The sequence below is a fragment of the Pelagicoccus sp. SDUM812003 genome (genome assembly GCF_031127815.1).
Classification (GTDB): domain Bacteria; phylum Verrucomicrobiota; class Verrucomicrobiia; order Opitutales; family Opitutaceae; genus Pelagicoccus.
In genome coordinates, this window is sequence record NZ_JARXHY010000038.1 from 1 (window position 1) to 4,763 (window position 4,763).

Below are 4,763 nucleotides of genomic sequence, written 5' to 3' on the forward strand. Positions count from 1 at the left end.
AAATTTGGTCGAACAAGGCGCTCGATACAACTCGGGCCAAGCGCCCGAGTTGTGGACGCAGCAAGGACGTATCCTACCCTACTCTTTCACAACCATCAACCTAGGCCCTCGCGTATCAGCTTCACGTTATCCAGAATGAAACTCTCCATACTTTTCACCTTATTCGCGATGGCATGCGTTTCACCTTCTTGGACGATGGCGAGCGATGTAACGCAGGTTTCGCTCGTCCAACTAATTGCCAATCCTGAAAAGTACCAAAACAAAACAGTCGCGGTTTTTGGATACATCCACGTTGGATTCGAAGACTCCGCATTGTTTCTCAGTGAAGAGCATTCAAAATATGGAGACACAAAAAGTGCCATTTGGGTATCTTACGCCGAGGCATCTGAATTCTCGATCTCCTACAATGACAATGGAATTTCTAGAACCTCAGATAAGCCGATGGAAGACCTAAAGCGTTTTGACAGAACTTGGGTAGGGCTGATGGGAAAGTTCAGTTTCGAGAAACTTGGAGACGGACACATGGGAATGTTCGCAGGTGATATCGAAGTTACCAAATTGGTTTCACATCTACCAATCGACACAATAGAAAAGAAGGATAACCAGTCAGCCCATACAACTCCGGCCATCGCTCCGCGATGACCTACGCGTATGGCTTTCACGTTGGACAAAAAAATAGAATGAACCCTTTTCAAACGGACTTCGAAGAGCAGTCACTCCAAACGCTCTACCGAAAAATGAAGAAAACTGCGATGGCACGTTTCAACAGTGCCGAACGCTTGAGGAGACATCAGACTTTTACCCTCTGGACTCTTTCTCTCTTTTCCGCTGGTTTGATCGTTTTGTCAGCGATCCCATCTTTTGGTATCCAAGTTGAAGCCAACGAAGAGACCTACACTTTTCTTCAGTTTATTCTCTCCCTTTTCGTCCTAGTCATCTCTCTGCTTTTAGCTTCGAGCAACTACGCACACAAAGCTGAAAAGACCCATCGATGCGCCTTGGAAATAAATGATCTCTGTCATGAGATATTACCCAAATGCAAAGAGAATCTCGATGACGATCTTTATCACACTACTCGATTCAAGTACTCGAATGTCCTGAATTCATACGACAATCACGAAGACTTAGATTTCGATTTAGTTAAGATTCAGCTTCCAGAAGAGTATTCACTTACGAAAAAACAGAAAATATTCATAAAACTGAAGTATTGGCTTACTTTCTGGATCCATGCCCTTCTCATACTTATTCTCCTTTCTGTGTTCTTCACAGTTTTCATAAAGAAAGAAGAGTCCAACCAGGCAGCCCATACAACTCCGGCCAGCGCTCCGCGCTGACCTACGCGTATGGCTTTCACGTTCTGCAAAAAATAGAAAATGCGAAAGATCGATCCAATTTCAATATGCGACGACTTCATCCATGAAATCGATGATTTGACCAATTTCTGGAGATCTTTCGACGCCAAAGCGTCGACAGCATCAGAGCGCACAATGCTAATCGAATTGGTTTTCCATCGTGGATACGTCGCAGTCGAAGCCTTTATCTCAGCATGGCTGCTTGGAGCGATCAACCGTGACTCGAGTCAGTTCCTCCTAACGAGAAAGCAAAGAATCACACAGTCTATAAATTCAAAATTCACAACTTGGGACGAGTCGCACATACACTATAACCCACCCAAACATCCAAAGGCGAACGAACTTGAAGAATTGATGGATCCAGACGGATGGAACGTCACATTCAAATCTTACGAGAAGTTGAAGGAAAGAGCCAGCGAATGGTTAAGCTCTACATATAAGTCGAAAGTAGACTCAGTACCCTCTCATCGTCGAAAAGTGATCGATGCAGCAAAAGCGATCAGAAACTGTATAGCACACCAAAGCAGATCTTCATTTGAGGACATGAAAGAGAGCTTAACCACTCTACCTGTGACGGGAGTATGCTCCAAGCTAAGGAGGAACGTTCGTTCTGTAAATAACGTCGGTACTTACCTGAAGTCAGTAAGCAAGGGACAAACCAGACTTGAACTATACTTTTCCGAGTTCAAAGAATTTGGTACAAACTTAAAATGAGGCAGAACCAGTCAGCCCATACAACTCCAGCCAGCGCTCCGCGCTGACTTCCGCGTATGGCTTTCACGTTGGAAAGAAATATGATTCGAATCACACATATCGTACTGGCAGTATTCTTACTCGCAGGATGTGCAGGTACCGATAGCATGCGCTCGCTTCAGCAGACGAGTCTAGACAGGACCACAAACTCAAAGATTGACCGACATGTGCAGTTCCTGGGCGAATCCGAGCAGAGAACATTAGACTCGAACGTGTATTTGTTCATCCACTCTGCTTCGATAATTTTTGCCTTGTCAGACGATATGCACCCAACGGTTGAAGAAATCGTATTGGATGATGGGGACATTGGAAACAAGATCGTATGGAAGAATGCACACGGTCCTGCAGAAGGAGAAGGCATGCGAGGAGGAGTAGCCTGCCCGATTTCAGAAGATGGTTATTTTCTAACAGCGTATCATGTGCTGGAAGATCGGATCACTTGGCTTTGGACCGAGCAAGTCGTGGGGGATACCGAAGGCGGAAGTGACCCTACGACAGTCCACCTATTTGGGAAGCTTAGGATTGTTTATGCCGACAAGAAACAAGATTTCGCAATTGTGAAAGCTGACTACAAAGTCAGGCACTATTTAGAAATTCGTGAGTCGCCCCTACAGAAAGGTGAAGAGGTCTTCGGAGGTGGACCATGGCACAATACTGGAGCAGGTGTTATCCAATCTGAATCGAGAATCGATTCATACGACTTAGAAGAGATAGATCAGTACAGAAGGATCTATACTTCTGTTCCATTGGCAAAAGGAGACAGTGGTTCCCCTTTAGTCGATAAGAAAGGAAACCTAATAGGAGTAAATACCGCAGGATCCCATCTTAAACCTTGGATTTTCTCAATGGCTACGATGCCTGACAAGGCGTCAATCATGGGAATAATTGAAAAAGATAGAATTTCCAACCAGTCAGCCCATACAACTCCGGCCAGCGCTCCGCGCTGACCTACGCGTATGGCTTTCACGTTCTCTGAAAAATAATGAACGAAGCACTGTCAGCGACATTTCAAGTTATCCTCGTATTACTTCCGATAGTGGCCGCTGTTGTCGTTTGGAAAAACAAAGAGCCAAAGAAAAGACGATGGTTACTCTCCCTTCTAGCTACCTCCTTATTCGGATACCTGATTCTGCTATTCAACTCGACACTCGTTGATGACAGTTTGAGAGAAAAGATTCTAGAGTTTGATTTGGACCAAAACGGAACCTTCTCCGAAGAAGAAAAGACACCAGAGTTCAAAGAAATGGCAGAGAGACTGACGAGCGACACAGCACGAAGACTAGCACCGATCACAGGAATTATCCTCTACCCTATCTACTCAGCTTTTTGTCATTTCCCACTGTTTGTTATTACGATCTTAAAAAGAAGAAAAAATAGAGAGAACCAGGCGGCCCATACAACTCCGGCCAGCGCTCCGCGCTGACCTGCGCGTATGGCCTACACGTTAGGAGAATCAAATGAGTAGACGTTGGCATATTTCGTTCTTCATAAGCGGAGACGAGTTTGCTCCCAGCAAATTAAACATCCCCTTCACCGAATCGAACGATCCTGGCGACATAGCGAAAACCGGAAGGTTTAAGGGAAAGCCGAGGCCATACGGTAGTGCTTGGTACGTCACTCCTGAACACCTGAATCCTTCAGAATCGTTTGCCCACCTACTCGAAGTATTCGAATCAAGACTAGATGATTTGAGGTTGGTTGGTGCCACCGATTGGCATATATCGGTGAATCGAGAGTACTACGCTCAATGTAACGAGAGTTTTTCACGTGAAGACCTTGAAATGATCCTCAGATTGGAATGTGGATTCGACTATTCAGCTTTCACGATAACTGAAGAAGAAGAGCAAAAGATTGATCAGGAAGATGAAGGTAGAAACAAAGAAGATTAATCCTAACCAGTCAGCCCATACAACTCCGGCCAGCGCTCCGCGCTGACCTACGCGTATGGCTTTCACGTTCTGAAAAAATGAAGAATCCAAAGTTAACGGCAGCAAACACGATGCTCATTGTCGAGAACGTCAAAAAGACCGCAGAGTTCTATCGTGATAAGCTAGGTTTCGCGATAGACTTCGTTTTCGAAAAGAACGATGAAGATTCAGTTCCCTTCGCTTGTGTCAGAAAAGACAGTTATGCGGTTTATTTCGAAAGTTACCCGTCATTCAACAAAGATTATGAAAACTTCGTAGACGTAAAGGTGAAGTGTGGGATCTATTTCAAGGTAGACGATGTAGACGCACTCTATGAAGAATTAAAACAAAGAGACGTATCCTTTGTTTGGACACCCACAACACAGGCATACGGAAATCGAGATATGAAGATCCTCGACAATAATGGATACCAAATCCTGTTCGGGACAGATGTTGAAAACAAATAATCAGAACCAGTCGGTCGATACAACTCCGGCAAGCGCTCCGCGCTAGCCTCCGTGCATCACCTCGACGTTCTGCAGTAAAAGATGAACCCAACGATTGAATACAGGATTCCTACCCTTCTCGAATACAACGATCTTCGCGAAGAGGTTGGCTGGGGCATTCCTGATTCATCAGCCACTCTTGAATCTCTAAAGAACGCTTTGCACACGGTTTGCCTGAAGTTGGACGAAGAGTTGATTGGAATCGGAAGGATCGTTGGCGACGGTGGCCTCTTCTTCTACGTCCA

Annotated in this window: 6 protein-coding genes and 1 pseudogene; all 7 read left to right on the top strand. The window is 45.1% G+C overall.

Going from position 1 to position 4,763, the window contains the following annotated elements; genetic code table 11:
- Positions 1 to 135: 135 nt before the first annotated feature.
- Positions 136 to 642, top strand: coding sequence for a hypothetical protein (locus tag QEH54_RS22435; RefSeq protein ID WP_309020967.1), 507 nt, complete (start codon positions 136 to 138; stop codon positions 640 to 642).
- Positions 643 to 680: 38 nt separating this feature from the next.
- Entirely contained in the window at positions 681 to 1,334 is a 654-nt protein-coding gene (locus QEH54_RS22440) for an SLATT domain-containing protein (RefSeq protein ID WP_309020968.1), read from the top strand.
- An 812-nt stretch (positions 1,335 to 2,146) separates the two neighbouring features.
- Positions 2,147 to 3,052 carry a serine protease gene (locus tag QEH54_RS22445; RefSeq protein WP_309020969.1) on the top strand — a complete coding sequence of 302 codons (906 nt, stop codon included), beginning with the start codon at positions 2,147 to 2,149 and terminating at the stop codon, positions 3,050 to 3,052.
- 35 nt (positions 3,053 to 3,087) lie between these two features.
- A complete protein-coding gene (locus tag QEH54_RS22450; protein ID WP_309020970.1) occupies positions 3,088 to 3,528 on the top strand; it encodes a hypothetical protein in 441 nt (146 codons plus the stop codon).
- Between the two features lie 34 nt (positions 3,529 to 3,562).
- Positions 3,563 to 3,994, top strand: a complete 432-nt coding sequence (locus tag QEH54_RS22455) for a hypothetical protein (protein WP_309020971.1) — start codon at positions 3,563 to 3,565, stop codon at positions 3,992 to 3,994.
- Positions 3,995 to 4,071: 77 nt separating this feature from the next.
- Positions 4,072 to 4,479, top strand: a complete 408-nt coding sequence (locus tag QEH54_RS22460; protein ID WP_309020972.1) for a VOC family protein — start codon at positions 4,072 to 4,074, stop codon at positions 4,477 to 4,479.
- Between the two features lie 81 nt (positions 4,480 to 4,560).
- A pseudogene (locus QEH54_RS22465) lies at positions 4,561 to 4,763 on the top strand (GNAT family N-acetyltransferase); the annotation flags it as partial.

Excerpts from the sequence above, each read along its gene's own strand:
- QEH54_RS22435 (WP_309020967.1), top strand. The coding sequence starts at position 136 with ATGAAACTCTCCATACTTTTCACCTTATTCGCGATGGCATGCGTTTCA.
- QEH54_RS22440 (WP_309020968.1), top strand. The coding sequence starts at position 681 with ATGAACCCTTTTCAAACGGACTTCGAAGAGCAGTCACTCCAAACGCTC.
- QEH54_RS22445 (WP_309020969.1), top strand. The coding sequence starts at position 2,147 with ATGATTCGAATCACACATATCGTACTGGCAGTATTCTTACTCGCAGGA.
- QEH54_RS22450 (WP_309020970.1), top strand. The coding sequence starts at position 3,088 with ATGAACGAAGCACTGTCAGCGACATTTCAAGTTATCCTCGTATTACTT.
- QEH54_RS22455 (WP_309020971.1), top strand. The coding sequence starts at position 3,563 with ATGAGTAGACGTTGGCATATTTCGTTCTTCATAAGCGGAGACGAGTTT.
- QEH54_RS22460 (WP_309020972.1), top strand. The coding sequence starts at position 4,072 with ATGAAGAATCCAAAGTTAACGGCAGCAAACACGATGCTCATTGTCGAG.